The organism is Pseudomonas sp. B21-015 (assembly GCF_024749285.1).
GTDB lineage: Bacteria > Pseudomonadota > Gammaproteobacteria > Pseudomonadales > Pseudomonadaceae > Aquipseudomonas.
This window is the reverse complement of sequence record NZ_CP087196.1, coordinates 4,573,557-4,588,227: the sequence shown is the minus strand read 5'-3', so window position 1 is coordinate 4,588,227 and position 14,671 is coordinate 4,573,557. Positions and strand designations below refer to the sequence as shown.

The 14,671-nt window shown below is 58.9% G+C and carries 14 protein-coding genes and 5 pseudogenes; 11 read left to right on the top strand and 8 right to left on the bottom strand.

What is annotated here, in order from left to right:
- The first annotated feature begins 171 nt into the window (after window positions 1-171).
- The 6 genes and pseudogenes from LOY38_RS20940 to LOY38_RS20915 all read left to right on the top strand — a co-directional run.
- Complete coding sequence (locus tag LOY38_RS20940; RefSeq protein WP_258696863.1) at window positions 172-885, top strand: FKBP-type peptidyl-prolyl cis-trans isomerase; 714 nt, start codon at window positions 172-174, stop codon at window positions 883-885.
- A 294-nt stretch (window positions 886-1,179) separates the two neighbouring features.
- Complete coding sequence (locus LOY38_RS20935; RefSeq protein WP_007898895.1) at window positions 1,180-1,635, top strand: YkvA family protein; 456 nt, start codon at window positions 1,180-1,182, stop codon at window positions 1,633-1,635.
- Window positions 1,636-1,748: 113 nt separating this feature from the next.
- On the top strand, window positions 1,749-2,090 hold the full coding sequence (locus LOY38_RS20930) for a helix-turn-helix domain-containing protein (protein ID WP_258696862.1): 342 nt from the start codon (window positions 1,749-1,751) through the stop codon (window positions 2,088-2,090).
- The gene (locus LOY38_RS20925; RefSeq protein WP_003223109.1) at window positions 2,087-2,458 is read left to right on the top strand and encodes a hypothetical protein; all 372 of its coding nucleotides are present in this window, start codon (window positions 2,087-2,089) and stop codon (window positions 2,456-2,458) included. Before LOY38_RS20930 ends, LOY38_RS20925 begins: the two co-directional genes overlap by 4 nt.
- Complete coding sequence (locus LOY38_RS20920) at window positions 2,459-2,866, top strand: sel1 repeat family protein (protein WP_258696861.1); 408 nt, start codon at window positions 2,459-2,461, stop codon at window positions 2,864-2,866. It begins immediately after the preceding gene.
- A 153-nt stretch (window positions 2,867-3,019) separates the two neighbouring features.
- Window positions 3,020-3,906 (top strand): annotated as a pseudogene (locus tag LOY38_RS20915) (transposase); the annotation flags it as partial.
- Here LOY38_RS20915 and LOY38_RS20910 read toward each other — a convergent pair.
- The 6 genes from LOY38_RS20910 to LOY38_RS20885 all read right to left on the bottom strand — a co-directional run bounded on the left by LOY38_RS20910 (window position 3,897) and on the right by LOY38_RS20885 (window position 9,033).
- Window positions 3,897-4,136, bottom strand: a complete 240-nt coding sequence (locus LOY38_RS20910) for a hypothetical protein (protein ID WP_258696860.1) — start codon at window positions 4,134-4,136, stop codon at window positions 3,897-3,899. The pseudogene LOY38_RS20915 and the gene LOY38_RS20910 overlap by 10 nt on opposite strands.
- A 110-nt stretch (window positions 4,137-4,246) precedes the next feature.
- Window positions 4,247-4,948 (bottom strand): VIT family protein, encoded by a 702-nt coding sequence (locus LOY38_RS20905; protein ID WP_258696859.1) that lies wholly within the window; start codon window positions 4,946-4,948, stop codon window positions 4,247-4,249.
- A gap of 31 nt (window positions 4,949-4,979) precedes the next feature.
- On the bottom strand, window positions 4,980-5,957 hold the full coding sequence (locus LOY38_RS20900) for an FAD:protein FMN transferase (protein WP_258696858.1): 978 nt from the start codon (window positions 5,955-5,957) through the stop codon (window positions 4,980-4,982).
- Window positions 5,941-8,121 (bottom strand): PepSY domain-containing protein, encoded by a 2,181-nt coding sequence (locus tag LOY38_RS20895; protein WP_258696857.1) that lies wholly within the window; start codon window positions 8,119-8,121, stop codon window positions 5,941-5,943. The genes LOY38_RS20900 and LOY38_RS20895 overlap by 17 nt, the downstream gene beginning before the upstream one ends.
- Before the next feature lie 25 nt (window positions 8,122-8,146).
- Window positions 8,147-8,617 carry a DUF2271 domain-containing protein gene (locus LOY38_RS20890; protein WP_027926045.1) on the bottom strand — a complete coding sequence of 157 codons (471 nt, stop codon included), beginning with the start codon at window positions 8,615-8,617 and terminating at the stop codon, window positions 8,147-8,149.
- A gap of 92 nt (window positions 8,618-8,709) precedes the next feature.
- Window positions 8,710-9,033: a PepSY domain-containing protein gene (locus LOY38_RS20885; RefSeq protein WP_258696856.1), complete on the bottom strand. Its 324-nt coding sequence runs from the start codon at window positions 9,031-9,033 to the stop codon at window positions 8,710-8,712.
- A 132-nt stretch (window positions 9,034-9,165) separates the two neighbouring features.
- On the opposite strand from LOY38_RS20885, the pseudogene LOY38_RS20880 reads away from it, so the two are divergent.
- From LOY38_RS20880 to LOY38_RS20870, 3 genes and pseudogenes are all read left to right on the top strand, one after another.
- Window positions 9,166-9,826 (top strand): annotated as a pseudogene (locus LOY38_RS20880) (response regulator transcription factor).
- Window positions 9,823-11,166 (top strand): HAMP domain-containing sensor histidine kinase, encoded by a 1,344-nt coding sequence (locus tag LOY38_RS20875; protein ID WP_258696855.1) that lies wholly within the window; start codon window positions 9,823-9,825, stop codon window positions 11,164-11,166. Before LOY38_RS20880 ends, LOY38_RS20875 begins: the two are co-directional and overlap by 4 nt.
- A 559-nt stretch (window positions 11,167-11,725) precedes the next feature.
- Window positions 11,726-12,373: a hypothetical protein gene (locus tag LOY38_RS20870; protein WP_258696854.1), complete on the top strand. Its 648-nt coding sequence runs from the start codon at window positions 11,726-11,728 to the stop codon at window positions 12,371-12,373.
- A 39-nt stretch (window positions 12,374-12,412) separates the two neighbouring features.
- Here LOY38_RS20870 and LOY38_RS20865 read toward each other — a convergent pair.
- A pseudogene (locus LOY38_RS20865) lies at window positions 12,413-12,736 on the bottom strand (NmrA family transcriptional regulator); the annotation flags it as partial.
- 169 nt (window positions 12,737-12,905) lie between these two features.
- On the opposite strand from LOY38_RS20865, the pseudogene LOY38_RS20860 reads away from it, so the two are divergent.
- Window positions 12,906-13,467, top strand: a pseudogene (locus LOY38_RS20860) (YceI family protein).
- 150 nt (window positions 13,468-13,617) lie between these two features.
- Window positions 13,618-14,172 (top strand): annotated as a pseudogene (locus LOY38_RS20855) (GGDEF domain-containing protein); the annotation flags it as partial.
- Window positions 14,173-14,336: 164 nt separating this feature from the next.
- On the opposite strand, the gene LOY38_RS20850 reads toward LOY38_RS20855, so the two are convergent.
- Window positions 14,337-14,663, bottom strand: coding sequence for a multidrug efflux SMR transporter (locus LOY38_RS20850; protein ID WP_084321209.1), 327 nt, complete (start codon window positions 14,661-14,663; stop codon window positions 14,337-14,339).
- Window positions 14,664-14,671: the final 8 nt, after the last annotated feature.

The window sequence follows — 14,671 nt, the reverse complement described above, 5'->3', positions numbered from 1 at the left end:
GCTGTGGGCGCAAGATGACAGAAGCTTCATTCTTCTATTGCCCAAATGCGTTTAGGCACCTGAACTTATCGGATGTTTGCTGCTCTCATGCCGGTAGCCATTGGTCGTGGCGGCCTGATAAGCTCGCGGCTTTACTCGATTGCCCTTTAGGCGCATGAACAAGGAAATAGCATGAAACAGCATCGGTTGGCGGCGGCGGTGGCCCTGGTTGGCCTGGTACTTGCGGGTTGTGATTCGCAGACCAGCGTAGAGCTGAAAACCCCGGCGCAAAAAGCTTCCTACGGCATTGGCCTGAACATGGGCAAGAGCCTGGCTCAGGAAGGCATGGATGATCTGGATTCCAAAGCTGTAGCCCAAGGCATCGAAGATGCCGTCGGCAAGAAAGAACAAAAGCTGAAGGATGAGGAACTGGTTGAAGCCTTCGCAGCACTGCAGAAGCGTGCTGAAGAGCGTCTGGCCAAGATGAGCGAAGAGTCGGCAGCTGCCGGCAAGAAATTCCTCGAAGAGAACGGCAAGAAAGCCGGTGTCATCACCACGGCTTCCGGCCTGCAATATGAAGTGGTCAAGAAGGCCGATGGCGCACAGCCCAAGCCGACCGACGTAGTGACTGTTCACTACACCGGTAAACTGACCAACGGCACTGTTTTCGACAGCTCCGTCGAGCGCGGCAGCCCGATCGATCTGCCGGTCAGCGGTGTGATTCCGGGTTGGGTCGAAGGCCTGCAACTGATGCACGTTGGCGAGAAGTACAAACTGTACATCCCTAGCGACCTGGCTTACGGCGCCCAAAGCCCAAGCCCGGCGATTCCAGCCAACTCGGTGCTGGTATTCGACCTGGAGCTGCTGGCCATCAAGGATCCAGCCAAACAAGACGCCGCCAAGTAATTCGCGTCTGCTCTAAAAACAACGCCTCGCTTATGCGGGGCGTTGTTGCATCTGGCGTTCAGTGGAGGTAAACAAAGCGAACGGATGCAGCACGCTGAAGTCATAGTCCGTGAGGACGTCAGAGCTAGACGGCCCGAGGTGCCAAGTCAATGAATTCTTGGGTTTTTTTATGTGAGTAAAAAACGCCCGATCTGAGTCAGGCCCTTATGAAACGGGGCTTCCAGCGGTGAAATGCAGCTCTGTTCACAAGGTTATCCACAATTTGTGTGGATAACATTTCAGTGGGAGGAAAAGATGAAAACGCCCTGGAATTTCGCTCGTTTCCTGCCTCTGGCCGGACGCCTGCTCGCCCGTGGTCGTTTGCCGACCCTGCTGTTCGCAGTTGCCAGCAAAGGGGCCAGCCAAGGCAATCGCCTGGGCAAGCTCAAAGACGATCTGCGCCTGTTGCAGGCACTCTGCCTGGCCTACTGGCGTGGCGAGTACCGGGCCATCAGCCCGAAAGCACTGGTTTCGGTGGTGGCGGGCCTGATGTATTTCCTGAGCCCGGTGGATGCGATCCCGGATTTCATCCCGGTATTCGGCATGCTCGACGACATTGCCGTGCTGGCCTGGCTGATGAAAGTCCTCGATGACGAGCTCAACGCCTTCCGCGCCTGGCGCAAACGTCAGTTGCCGGAAAAGCTCGCAGTGGTCGAACGCCTGCCCGATACCCCGGAACAGCTGCAACTTCAGGGCCCGAAAAAAAACTGAACCGATTCAGGATCATCCATATTCATACCCCCGCGCGACCTTGGCCGCTGTTAGGATTACACTTCTAGGGAAAAGTGCCGACTCGCTAAGTGTCGTTGTCCTACGGGGTAGTCATGGATATTCAGATAATTACACGCGAAGGCGAACCCGAATATGCGGTTCTGCCATGGGCTCAGTATCAGGCTCTACTGAAAGCAGCAGGCATCAAGCAACAACCACCACACGACGCCACTACGCGTCCCGTGGCGGCACCAGATCAGATTCTTCCAGGTCTGGATCAACTACGCAGTTTGCGCGAAGGGAAGGGCATCGCCATCGAGGCGCTGGCCCGCACGGTAGGCATCAGCCCGTCTTATCTGGCCTTGATCGAAAGTGGCGAGCGTCAACCCGACGCTGCGATTCGCCGCAGCCTGGCCTGGGAATTGACGGTGCCAGGATGGAGGGATGAATCGTGAGCGTACGCATCAGTCGTCAACATTGGGACGGATTGCTGGGGGAACTGGATCAGGCGCGTCGTCAGCGCCATCTTTTGACTTATCGGGCGTTGCTGGAGCGTTTGCAGCTACCCACACCCGCCATGCAAACCCTGACCGCCGCCCTTGAGCACCTGGCCGCGCTGGACGCCAAGGCCGAGCAGCCGCTGCGCAGCTCGTTGGTGATCAGCCAGGGCGCGAGCCGCTTGCCGCGCACCGGGTTCTTCGAATGTGTCGAGCGCCTCGGGCGCTTCTCCGGGCCCTCCGATGGCGTGGCTGCCGCGTCCTGGCATGCCTCGGAAGTGGTGCGGGTGTTTGAATACGAGTACCCGGAATCGGCGGAAGCCTGAGTGTTTTTACGAATCAAGGCGCGAGCCGGCTACTGGCTGGCCCGCCGGTTGTTTCACTGGTCGTGGTTTGTGCGTCAACCGCGAGGCTGGCGTTGGCTCGAGGGCCAGTTCGCGCGTATGGCGAACTTGGGGGATGTTGGTGCCCAGAGCTTTTACGGCCACATTCTGACCTTTCGTGGCGTCGGTCTTGGGGCTCGTGAGGAAGGGGTGAGGTTACTGCGCCTGGCGGCGTTGGCGGGGGATGGCAAGGCGGCGTATCAGGTTGGCGTGATCAGCCTCGCAGGGACGGCGAGCAAGGCGCCGGATCCGGTGGAAGCGGCGCGGTTTTGGCGTATTGCTTTGAAGGCCGGGCATCCTCTGGCTGAGATCAAGTTGAACGAGTTGGCGAGTGGCGATACTGAGCAGTGATTCGATGTCCCCTTCGATAAGCAAACGTTGTGGAGGGGCCTAACGATGGTCAATTATAAATTCTATGGCGAGCTGCTTTCGGCCCAGAGTGTGTAAAAACGCCTCCGCGAACCCTTGCTATGATTTCTGAGGATTTCATCGCAGGGATCGCCCATGAAGCGCTTTATCCAAGGTGAACATCGAGGTCAAGGCACCTTACTTCCCGAGAGCCTCGACGACTACGTCAGCGATATCAATCCGGTGCGCGTAGTCGACGTCTTTGTCGACGAACTCGACCTGGTCAATCTGGGTTTTGAAGGTGCCATCCCAGCCGATACTGGCCGGCCTGCTTACCACCCTGCGATCCTGCTGAAGATCTACATCTACGGTTATCTCAACCGCATCCAGTCGAGCCGACGTTTGGAGCGAGAAGCCCAGCGCAACGTCGAGCTGATGTGGCTGACCGGGATGGCAGTAAATTCAAAGCAGTCAACAACCGCGACCGCAATTTCACCAGTGCCAAACTGAAACGGCGCATGGAAGAAATTGAATCGAGCATCAATCGTTACCTGGCGGCACTCGATGCTGCCGATCAGCAGGAACCCACAGCTTTTGAGCCCCGCGCCGTGCGGCTGGAAGAGAAAATCGCCAAGCTGAAGACGCAAATGAAGGAGCTTCAAGCGATCGAAATCCAGCTCAACGAATCGCCGGATAAACAGGTCTCACTGACCGATCCAGACGCCCGTTCCATGATGACGCGCGGCACAGGAATCGTCGGCTACAACGTGCAGACAGCGGTCGATACTCAGCACCATTTGATCGTTGCACATGAGGTGACCAACGTCGGTTCTGACCGCGATCAACTCAGTTCAATGGCCAAGCAGGCCCGCGAGGCGATAGCGTCAGAAACGTTGTCGGTAGTGGCTGACCGAGGTTACTTCAAAAGTGAACAAATCCTGGCTTGTCACGATGCCGGCATCACCGCCTATGTGCCCAAGCCGATGACCTCGGGAGCCAAGGCTGACGGGCGTTTCAATAACGATGCCTTCGTCTATGACGCTCCGACCACATCGATCTGACCTCGATCGATGCCCGGACCTTTGGCGCAGGTTCCGCGGGTAATCAGGACTTCACCTTCCTCGGCGAGTGGAACGGCGCCGGCACCGAGTTCAGCAACCAGGCGCAATTGAAGTACCACTTCGTCAATGTCGGCGGGGTCGATCACACCTATGTGGAGGGCAATGTAAACAGCGGCAATGGCGCCGATTTCCAGATTGATCTGGTCGGGCATGTGGCCCTTACCGCGAGTGATTTTGTCGGCGTGGCATAGGTTGGCAGCGTACAAAGGGCGCCCGTTTTCATTAACGGGTGCCCTTTGTTTTTTGTGCGAAGGAACCTGAACTAGACCACGGCGCCAAACAAGTGCCCCACCAGTGCGGTAATGCCCATGGCCAGTGCCCCCCAGAATGTCACCCGCCAGGCGCCGGTCATGACATTGGCCCCGCCGGCCTTGGCGGCGATGGCGCCCAGCGTCCCGAGAAACACCAATGACATGCCCGATATCCACGGCACTGCGTTGTGCTCCGGCGCGACAAACGTGACCGCCAACGGTAATGCGGCACCCACCACGAAGCTGGCGGCTGAGGCCAGGGCGGCTTGCAAGGGTTTGGCGGTGAGCGTGGCGCTGATGCCCAATTCGTCCCGAGCGTGAGAGCCGAGTGCGTCATGGGCCATCAATTGATCGGCCACCTGATGCGCCAACTTGGGGGAGACACCACGATGCCTGTAGATGTTGGCGAGTTCGATGTGTTCGGCTTTCGGATCATTGGCTAACTCGGCCCGTTCGCGGGACAAGTCGGCGCGCTCGGTATCGGCCTGGGAGTGCACGGAAATGTATTCGCCTGCAGCCATGGACATGGCGCCGGCCATCAGCCCCGCCATCCCCGTGACCAGCAACGTGGCGTGGCTGGCGTTGGCGGCCGCAACGCCAATCAGCAGGCTGGCGGTGGAGACTATCCCGTCATTGGCCCCAAGGACGGCGGCGCGCAGCCAGCCGATACGATCGCTTCGGTGTGCCTCGGTGTGCCTGTGCATGAATTTCATGGTTGATCGCGACTCACTGTCATTGGGCGGTTCACATCGGACGGGTTTCAATCTGCGCCTGCAATTGGCCGCCGACAATGGATATTTCCTTGAACTGTTGGCCGTCGCGCAGCACGAACAAGGCGTCCATCCCGCGCTCCTGGGCCAGGCGTGGACCTGCGGTTTCACCCAGCACCATCAATGCCGTGGCCCAGGCATCGGCGAGCATGCAGGAGGACGCCACCACGGTGACGGCGGCAAGCGGGTTGCACAACGGCGCGCCGGTGGCCGGGTTCATGGTATGGGCATAGGACTGACCGGCGACGTCGACCCAGTGTCGATAGTCCCCGGAGGTCGCGATAGCGGCATCACCCAGTTCCATCACGCCCATGACTTCGCGCACGCCCCGGCGGGGCTTTTCCAGGGCCACGGCCCAGCACTGGCCATCAGGTTTGACGCCCCGGGCGCGCATCTCGCCATCGATACCGACCAGGTAGCGGGTGATGCCCAATCCGTCCAGGCAACGGGCCAGTTCATCCACGCCAAACCCTTTGGCGATGCCATTTAAATCAAGCTGCAGTGGTGCGCGTTTGCGCACCTGATTGCGTTGCGCATCAACCACCAGCGCGGCGCTGGCGGACAGTCGTGCGTGCGACGACGGCGTGGCGAGCGCCTGCGCTGTGATCGCGTGTTCTCCGGGGCCGAACCCCCAGGCGTCAACCAGATCACCGACCGCGATGTCGAAGGCACCGCCCGATTGCTGACTGACGCGCAGTGCCGCAGACAGCACCGTCGCCAGTTCTTCAGGCACTGACACCCATTGCTGTTCTGGGGCGGCGTTGAGGCGATTGAGGTCAGAGTCGGGTTTCCAGGTGGACATTTGCTGATCCACCCGGGCCACGGCGCAGGCCAGGCTGTGGTTCACTGCGTCGGTATCAATCCCGGCAGCGGCATAGAACAGGGCGGTGTAGCGGGTGCCCATGGTCTCGCCGTTCAGGCTGTAGCGTTGCAGCTCAGTAGACGTCTTCACGGTAGCGTCCTTGTGCCTTGAGGGTCAGCACGCTCAGGTTGAGAGGCGCCAACACTTCATCGAGGGCCTGCATCACGCCTTTGGCCATCTCGCGACTGCCACACACCAGCACCTGGGCGCCTTTTTCAATCAGTCGGCGCAAGGCCAGGGCATCGCTGATCAGCCGGTCTTGCACGTAGCTGCGGTCCTGAACCTGAGAGAAGGCTGCACGCAATGCCGTGAGGCGGCGGTCCGACAAGTATTGGTTGAGCTGCGGTTCATAAAGGAAATCCGAGGCCGGGTTACGCCCGCCCCAATACAAGTGCATCGGGTGTCGAGCGGTGTTGTTGCGGATAAAACCCGCCAGGGGGCCGATGCCGGTGCCGGCACCGATGAGGATCACCGGGTGCGTGCCCGACGCCGGGCGAAAGTGCGGGTTGGGCTGGATAAACGCTTCGATTGGCCCGCCGATGTCCAGGCCATGGAGAAATTCCGAGCACACGCCACCGTTGTGTTTGCGTACACAGATTTCCAACACGCCGTCCTGGGAGCCGCTGGCCAGCGAGTAGAAGCGTGGGATCGGGCTGCCCGGGGGCAAAATCCCGACCAGGTCACCGGCCAGAAAGTCCGGCAGCTTGCCGGGTGCCTTGAAGCGCAAGACGTGGGTCGGTGCGTTCACCTGTTCACCGTAGACAATGCGCTCCGTCAGCTGCAATGGATGGGTCTGTGGTTGCTGCGGGGTATGGACCAGTGTCAGGTCATGCTGGAGCACTTCGCCCAAGGCGTGGCCCCAGCGCGCAAACTCCTGAGAGGACTGGCGGTTGACGGCTTCCAGCCCCAGTAATGGCGAGCCACCGGCCTGCAACATCGCGTTCTGCACCTGATGGGCGTACTGACAGAACTGCGTAAACTGCCGATCACCAAAGCCCAGTACGGCAAAGGGCAGCCCAGGCTTGAGGCCGGTTTTTGCCAGTTGCGCCAGAAACTGCGAAGCCGAGGCCGGCGCATCGCCGTCACCGTGGGTCGCGGTGAGGATGAACACCCGCTGGGCGTTGCTGTATTTGTTGGCGTATTGATTCATTGTCGCGCTGTGCACCCGGTGTCCCGCCAGGTGCAAAGCGTCATGCAAGGTTTTTGCAAAGCCCCAGGTGCTGTTGTTTTCACTGCCCACCAGAATCACGCAGTCAGCAGTGTGGGCCGGGCTGTTGTGGCGGAGGGTCGGGCTCGCCTTGCGGCGGCGCCACCACAACACAATGCCGGTCACGCTCATTAACGGTACGCAGAGGGCGCAGAGCCCGAGCGGCAGGCCCAGCCACCAGAGGCCTTCGCCGGTGTGCAATTGATAGATCAATTCGTAGAGGTTGTGCATCGAGTCGTGGGCTTGATAGGACAACAAGGCGCCGCTGGCCTGGTCCACGTAGCCGTCGCCCTGGGCCGTGCGCAGAGAAAACACATCGCGCGGGTTGCCGGGGCTCGGGTAGACCAGCTCGCGCAGGTCGTTCAAGTCGGTGGCCTGCAAGGCTTGCAGCTTTGCCACCGGCAAGGCCGGACCGGCACTGACGTGGGCGGGGAAGGCGGGCTCACTCTGACTGCCGTCGGCGATAAAGCCAAAAGTGGTGGCGGACATGTAGAGCCCGCTCAATGCCGACAGCAGCAGCCCCAGCAAGGCCAGTCGCCCGACTTCAGCATGCCAACGCTGGCTGAAAGTACCCCGCAGCGGCCGCAGCAGGTTGCGCCAGCCACCCAGGCGCCGGGCCAGCAATAGCGCGCCGGACACCGACAGCATCAGCATGAACAGCGCGCCGACACCCGACACGCCATGGCCCGGCGTGCCAAGGAACAGCGAGCGGTGCAGTTCTTTCACCCTGCGTGAGAACGCGGATGGCTCGTCGGGCGCGAGGCCTTGGCCGGTCATTGGGTCGACTTTTTCCGCCCCGGCCTGGCCGTTCTGGTTGTAGTAGACGATCACCGTGCCAGACGCTGTGCGCTGGATCTGCTCTACGCCCGAAAAGTGGCTGGCAACGCGCCCGGCCAGTTGGCCGACGTTAAGTTGTCCGGCAGGCGTGGACGTGCTGTGCAAGCGTTCCAGCGCCGGGTTGACCGAGAGGATCGCGCCGCTGATTGCCAACAGCATGACCAACAGGGCAGCGATCAGGCCGGGCAGGGAATGGGACTGGCGAAGCATGTTCAGCCTCCAGAGATGGCGGGTGCTACAGATCGTAAGTAAAGGAGTCGACGTAGGCGCTGCCGGTCGCCGGCTTGCCTGAGCCTTTGGAGGTCAGGGGAACGCTGACATCGGCGCGGGCGTCGCGTTTGTCCTCGACAGCACTGTCGATGCGGATCTGGTACCCGGCATCAATCAGGGTGTCTGCCAGTTCGACGCTGACTTTGAGCGTGCGCCCGCTGCCGACACTGGCGCCGCTGACCCCGTCAAACTCGCTCGGGTTCATCCCGCTGCCACGGGCCCAGTCGCCCAGGTGCTTGTAGTACTTGGCCTTCTTGCCGGCCACCCACAGGGTTTTCTGGTATTGGCCATTGGCGTCGGTGACGTAGATCGCCAGGTAGGCATCATTGCCGCTGTAGTCCTTGAGCTGAGTGGTCAAGGTCACTTCACGGGCCTGGGCCAGACCCGGCAAGGCAATGGCGCTGGCGAGGCAGGTGGCTGCGATGATCTTTTTCATGAGGGTGTCCTTTTGATCGTTAGGTCGAGAGACTGGACCTGCTGGCTGACAGCAACCTGAAGCGCAGGAAAAATTCATCGACAAGTGAGGCGTCATTCGGTGAGCGGGCTGCCGAGGTAATCCCTGGCATCGCCGTCGTCGCGGAAATGAATCTCAAGTGTGTGCAAGCGCAGCGAGGCCGGTGAGTAGCTGGCTTCGATGGCATTGCCTTTGCGGTCCAGGCCCTTGAGCTCATAACAACCGTCGTCGACCTTGATGCGCTGCACGCTCCAGCCGTATTGCCGCTCGACCTGCTGGCGCAAGGTTTCGCGCGGTTGCCAGTCGCTCACCGGGTCGCTGCAATCGTCATCGGCCAGGGCGTAACCGCTGAGCAGCAGGCTCAACAGCGCGGCATGGGCAATAAAACCTGTTTTCATGATCTGTCTCCTGCCGAGGTCGGCGTCTGTGGCATACCCTAAGGTGTATTCCTGACAACCAGCTGAATCTTCAGATTGACGTCAGGTAAGGCAATTAAGGTGTTGCACGACAACCATCACGGGGGGTACCAGATGCGGGTTTTATTGGTCGAGGACGCACCTGGGTTGGGGGAGGCGGTGCGCGAGCAGATCGCCGATGATGGCCACGCCGTTGATTGGGTGCAGCGCCTGGACCATGCGCGCAACAGCGTACGCACCACGCCTTACGACCTGATCCTGCTTGACCTGATGCTGCCGGATGGGCGCGGGCTGGATTTTTTGCGTCAGCAGCGCTCGGCAGGGGACGTGACCCCGGTGATCATTCTGACCGCTCAGGATCAGATCTCCGACCGTATCGCCGGCCTCAATGCCGGGGCCGATGATTACCTGGTCAAACCGTTCGACCTGTTTGAGCTCTCGGCCCGTGTGGCCGCGGTGGCCCGACGTTACAGTGGCAACCCCAACCCGCAGATCAGACTCGGTGATTTGCAGGTCGACATGAACGCCCGCACCGTGCAGCGGGCCGGCACCACCGTGGACCTGACGGCGCGTGAGTGGGCGCTGTTCGAAGCGTTTGTGCAGCGCCCCAGCGCACTGTTGTCCAAGTCGCAGCTGGAAGAACGGCTGTATGCCTTCGGTGCCGAAATCGAGAGCAATACCATCGAGGTCTATATCAGCCGGCTGCGTAAAAAAACTGGGGCGCGATCTGATCGAAACCGTGCGCGGCATGGGCTACCGGTTGATGGCCGTATGAAGCCTTCCGTGAGCCTGCAAAAACGTCTCGGCCTGGGTTTGACCTTGGGCATGACGTTGCTCTGGCTGGGCGCAACCGTCGGCGCCTGGCTGGTGGTGCAACATGAGTTGGACGAGGCATTCGACAGCGCACTGGAAGAGACCGCGCAACGCATCTTGCCGTTGGCCGTGCTGGAAATCAGCAACCGGGAGGAACCCCGTGAAGCTCAGCACGTTGCGACGTTGAAAATGCACAAGGAATACCTGACGTACCTGGTGCGCGATGCCAGTGGCAAGATCCTGATGCAGTCCCACGATGCCAACCCGAAGATCTTCAATCGACAGCCGACCGAGGGTTTTTCGACCTCTGAGAAGTACCGCTTGTATGGCGCCAGTGCATTGCGCGGGACGCTGTTCATTGAAATCGCCGAGCCGCTGAATCATCGCCGTGAAGCCGCGCGGGAAGCCTTGTTTGCCTTGTTGTTGCCGCTGTTGGCGCTGATTCCCGTCAGCCTGTTGGGCACCTGGTTGTTCGTGCGGATCAGCCTGCGTAGCGTGTTGGCGTATCGACGTGCGGTCGAGGCGCGTGGTGTGGGTGATCTGTCACCGATCAAAGTGGCCCGCCTGCCCGCAGAAATCGATCCGTTGGCCGAGGCGGTCAATCACTTGCTGGAGCGCTTGCGCAAGGCCCTCGAAGCCGAGCGCAGCTTTACCGCCAACAGCGCTCATGAGTTGCGTACGCCACTGGCGGCGACCCTCGCGCAGATCCAGCGTTTGCACCAGGAGGCGCCTGAAGGCCCTTTGCGAGTGCGTGCGGCGAAGATCGAAAACGCCTTGCGCGAGCTGGCGCGGCTGTCGGAAAAACTCATGCAACTGGCGAAGGCCGAGGGCGGTGGGCTGCTGTCCGAAACGCCTCAGGACCTGATTCCGTTGTTGGCCCATGGCGTCGATGAGTGGAACCAACGCAGCGGCCAGCGCATCAAGTTGCAACTGCCACACCAGGCCAGCGTGTACTCGAACATTGACCCGGACGCTTTTGGCATCTTGTTGCGCAACCTGATTGAGAACGCTCTGAAGTATGGCGCGACGGCGCAACCGATCGAAGTCAGCCTCACCGAACAGGCCCAACTGCGGATAGTCAATGGCGGGCCGGTGGTGCCGGCGCCAGTGTTGCAGCACCTGACCGAGCGCTTTGTACGAGGTCACAGTGAGATCAGCGGTTCAGGATTGGGCCTGGCGATTGCCAAAACGATTGTGCAGGGGGTTAACGCGAGAATGAAATTGAGCTCCCCTGCAACAGGTCGGCAAGAGGGTTTCGAAGTGTGCGTCTGGCTCCCGCTCGCGTCGGCGATCGACGGTTGAGGGGGGGGCGGGTCCCCGAGTTTCTGACGTGAAAAAGTATGACTGTTTCAGTCGTGCATGGGGGTAAATGCGAGCGGGTCTCTATTGCACTTTTCGTAAGTAACGCAACAACTAATGGATCCAATGAAAGAGTCTGAGGCTTATCTAATTTAAAGCGGGCCAGTTAGCCGGCGGCTTACGGAGAAGTTATCGGTTCATTGTCGATTTAGATCATTTGCGCTGAAGTAACCGTTTGTCGGTAGTCTGCTTAAAAAATGAACATTCGAGGCGTAACACCCTCTGATACTTCAGCGCGTCACCATGATCTGCTCCAGCAATCGTAGAAAAGAAGTGGAAAACGAACCTCATATGCAGTGACTGCAAATGGGGATTTTTTTATCTGAAATTCAGGAGGCAGTAAACAAGTCGATCATTGGTTTGCCAAGTGAATCAATGGGCTACGCAGTGTCAGGTCTGCGATTTGGCATCTCTTATAAAAGTAAGATCGCACAGGGGTTAGAAGAGTTAAATGCCCTGTTAGTTGTCGATCTGTACTATCGAACAAGGTGGAGAAAGTACCGTGGCGATAAATACAATTATGAGCCTGCTCGAAAATAAAGAATGTATGGAGTTTTTGCGGTTGGGCGTTATTTACATTCATTTAGTGTCTTGTTGTGTGGCCATTGGTTTGGTATTGACCAGTGATATTGCAATGGTTAAAGATTTGTTAAAGCGAAAAACATTCACTGAGCACGATCATGCTCATATGGAAAGTCTGCAGAAGTCTGTGATCGTTGCTTTGATAGCCTTGTGGGTGACGGGCGCCGCGGTCATCGGTATTGATTACCTGGAAAAAGGTATGAGCTACTTCATGAACCCGAAACTTCACGCCAAGGTGATCATTGTCATGCTGCTGACCTACAACGGCATCTTGTTGCATCGCCTGGTATTGCCCGCGCTGCAAAAGGCAGGCTCCTTGCTCTATCTCGGGTTCAGCGCACGGATGCTCGCGCTGTTCTGCGGCTCGCTGTCGGCCGTGTCCTGGATGTATGCGGCCATGCTGGGCGTCGGTCGGCCGTTGGCCTGGAAATACTCCCTGTTCGAACTGTTGATGGCGTATCCAGTGCTGATCGCATTGGGTTTCCTGAGCATGCTGGTGTTGACGCAGCGAGTGAAACAACAGGACTACGCCGCTATTTCTTCGCGGACGGTGGCGAGCCAATGTTAGGTCCGTTCAGCGTTTAAGTTTTCCTGGTCAAACAGTGGCCTAGTGGGTCTTGAGCCAGTCCTGAAACCGGGTTTTGCCAATGATGTGATTGGCGCCCGGTGTCAGTGACTGGTCATTGATCGGCGCACCAAAGTAAGGAGCCGTGTCGTCCGCGACGGTTTGGCGCGGGTCCTGGGTGTGCTTGAGGTAATCGCTGGCGAACTCGACGAGCGGGCGGTTATCAGGTCCGGCCACTTCGACGGTCTGATTGACCGGCGCTTTCAACGCAATATCGGTCAGCGCCGCCGCGACATCGTCCGAGGCCACCGGTTGCAACGCGGCGGACGTCAGGTGAATGGTGTCGCCTACTTCACGCCCGGAGTAACACCCGCCAAGGTGGCAATATCGGGCGCTGCCCCGGAGTGGCCGACAGGTGGTCGAAAGTCCTGCAGCCAGTGGAAGAAACGCGAGTTATTTGCTTTAGTCCTCCTATCGCTGGCCCACGTGTGCGGGCGGTTCGGCTCATAATGGGAACCCCCTGACGGAGTATCCCATGAATGTTCGATTCCCGCGGTTAGCTGTTCTGGCCGTCGTGCTGACTGTTGGCTACTTGCCCTGCGCGCAAGCGGAAACAAGTCAACCAAGCCGCGAGCAAGATCTCCTTTACGTAAAACCAATTCACCTCGCGGGTATACGGCACGATTGGCGTATTCGAAGCCAAGCTGGATTTCGACACGACCAACCCTGCGGCAGCCCGGGCATCGCTCACCATCCAGCTCGACAGTATCGATGCCGGCAGCAGTGACGCCAACACGGAACTGCAAAAGCCCGCCTGGTTCGATTCGGCGGCCTATCCCGTGGCGACTTTTGAATCGACCGTTGTGAAGGCGCTTGGCGACAACAAATACACGATCATCGGCAAACTGACGCTCAGGGGCGTTACCCGTGATGTAGCGGTTCCGGTCCTGCTGAAAGCCGAGAACACCATCGGCATCTTCGACGGTGAGTTAACGCTCAAACGCAGCGATTTCAAGATCGGCGAAGGTGAATATGCCGATACCATGGTTTCCGACGACATCAATATCCGGTTCAAGATGGTTACGCCGCAGCAGTGATGCAGTGATGCAGTGATGCAGTGATGCAGTGATGCAGCGGTGTCGTCCGTGTGATCGGCATGAGGTCAGGCGTGTTATTCATTTGTTTGTCTAGGTGGCAGGGTGCCGCAATCGCTTTTTTTGTCGCAGCATCATGATCAGGCGGTTCACATTGATGGCCCAGGATTTCGGTACGACCAGGAGACTTTCATCGCGGCGCAAGTGCGCGGTGACCGATTGCGACAACTGTTCCACCAATCCGTGTCCGCAGTGTTCGGCAGTTACCTGGCCGCGCTTATGCTCTGCGGGCTGTGCTGGGAGCGCATGGATCACAGCGTGATGATCGGCTGGATTGGCCTGCTGAGCGCCTCGTCGTTACTGCGTATCCTAATGTTTGTGGTCTATTTTCGCAGCCCTGACAGTGAGCGCACGCCGCAACGCTGGGAGCGGATCTATTGGGTGACGCTGGTGTTGTCTGCCGGTATCTGGGGCGCTGGCGCGTTAGCCGTCATGCCGGCAGACGACCTGCTGGCCCAGGCGCTGGTCATGCTGTTTGCCGTTGGCATGTCGGTCAGTGCCGTGTCGTGTTACTCGTCCTATCGGTACATGACGCTGGTGTCGATTGCCCTGGTGTTGTTGTTTCAACACTCGACCTTGCAAGTCGGTATGGCCCTGGCCGTCGTGGTGTTCGCTTCATTAGTCGCCAGGGCAATACACAACGTCAGCGCCAGGTAACAAGGGTGAATCGTGTTCCGATTCTAGTTGTGAGCTACTTTTCACGAAGGGCTACTTATGGCCGATTGCTTCCTGTCACGAACGACAACAATCCCTCTTTCTCAATGGTCTTCAACATAGGGTTGTTTATCGATTCAATTAAGTATTCGCTCTGTTTAGGCCGCCCAGCGTAGTCCGGCGACACTCAAGAGAATCAAGCCAATCCAGACAAGTTTCCAGAACGATACCGCGTCACCCAACCAGTACATTCCAACGATGGCTGTGCCGGCAGCGCCGATGCCGGTCCACACCGCATAGGCGGTTCCTACGGGCAGCACCCGCAACGCTATCGTCAATAAGCACAAACTGCCCGCCAACGTTACGACCGTGCCCAGGAGCAGCCAGGGCCGTTCAAGACCGTTTGCAGATTTCAATCCGACTGCAAAGAAAATCTCCAGGAATCCGGCAACGATCAGCAGCAACCACGATGTGTTGTAAGTCATTCGATAAA

Excerpts from the sequence above, each read along its gene's own strand:
- LOY38_RS20930 (WP_258696862.1), top strand. The coding sequence starts at position 1,749 with ATGGATATTCAGATAATTACACGCGAAGGCGAACCCGAATATGCGGTT.
- LOY38_RS20910 (WP_258696860.1), bottom strand. The coding sequence starts at position 4,136 with ATGCCCGACCAGATCAATCTGGAAATCGGCGCCATTGCCGCTGTTTAC.
- LOY38_RS20940 (WP_258696863.1), top strand. The coding sequence starts at position 172 with ATGAAACAGCATCGGTTGGCGGCGGCGGTGGCCCTGGTTGGCCTGGTA.
- LOY38_RS20890 (WP_027926045.1), bottom strand. The coding sequence starts at position 8,617 with ATGAAAAAGATCATCGCAGCCACCTGCCTCGCCAGCGCCATTGCCTTG.
- LOY38_RS20895 (WP_258696857.1), bottom strand. The coding sequence starts at position 8,121 with ATGCTTCGCCAGTCCCATTCCCTGCCCGGCCTGATCGCTGCCCTGTTG.
- LOY38_RS20935 (WP_007898895.1), top strand. The coding sequence starts at position 1,180 with ATGAAAACGCCCTGGAATTTCGCTCGTTTCCTGCCTCTGGCCGGACGC.
- LOY38_RS20850 (WP_084321209.1), bottom strand. The coding sequence starts at position 14,663 with ATGACTTACAACACATCGTGGTTGCTGCTGATCGTTGCCGGATTCCTG.
- LOY38_RS20885 (WP_258696856.1), bottom strand. The coding sequence starts at position 9,033 with ATGAAAACAGGTTTTATTGCCCATGCCGCGCTGTTGAGCCTGCTGCTC.
- LOY38_RS20905 (WP_258696859.1), bottom strand. The coding sequence starts at position 4,948 with ATGAAATTCATGCACAGGCACACCGAGGCACACCGAAGCGATCGTATC.
- LOY38_RS20875 (WP_258696855.1), top strand. The coding sequence starts at position 9,823 with ATGAAGCCTTCCGTGAGCCTGCAAAAACGTCTCGGCCTGGGTTTGACC.